At 41.2% G+C, this 371-nt stretch carries 1 pseudogene; it reads left to right on the top strand.

The annotated features are described in order from the left end of the window. Positions 1 to 114 precede the first annotated feature (114 nt). Positions 115 to 371, top strand: a pseudogene (locus QTN95_RS21190) (hypothetical protein); the annotation flags it as partial.

Raw genomic sequence — 371 nt, 5'->3', positions numbered from 1 at the left:
TTGTTTTCCTCATTTAGTTTAATAATGACTTTTGTATCTAGATACCTTTTTTTCCCTGATAAACATCGCTGCTATCACTTAACCTCACGGGGTATTCATTACACAGAGCAAGATATGATCCCAGAGGTGGCGTATAAAATCGTGCGCGGTTTTGCTTGGGTGGGAATTGTGGTGTGTTTTATTGCCGTCTTTTTACTTGGCCCGTTAGCCTTAGTGGGTGCAGGGGCATTTGCACTGATGTCATTTGGGATGACCAATTTTCAGCCAGAGGTAATTAAATCTTATCTTCTCATGGACGAACGTAGCGTCGCTTTTAATCTAATAAACGATGGTGTCGTTTCATTTACAACCCCAGATATAGGAACTCTTGC

The sequence above is a fragment of the Vibrio sp. M260112 genome (assembly GCF_036533775.1).
In the GTDB taxonomy this organism is placed as follows: domain Bacteria; phylum Pseudomonadota; class Gammaproteobacteria; order Enterobacterales; family Vibrionaceae; genus Vibrio.
Note: the sequence above shows the minus strand (reverse complement) of the source record. Positions and strands in the feature narration are given on the sequence as shown.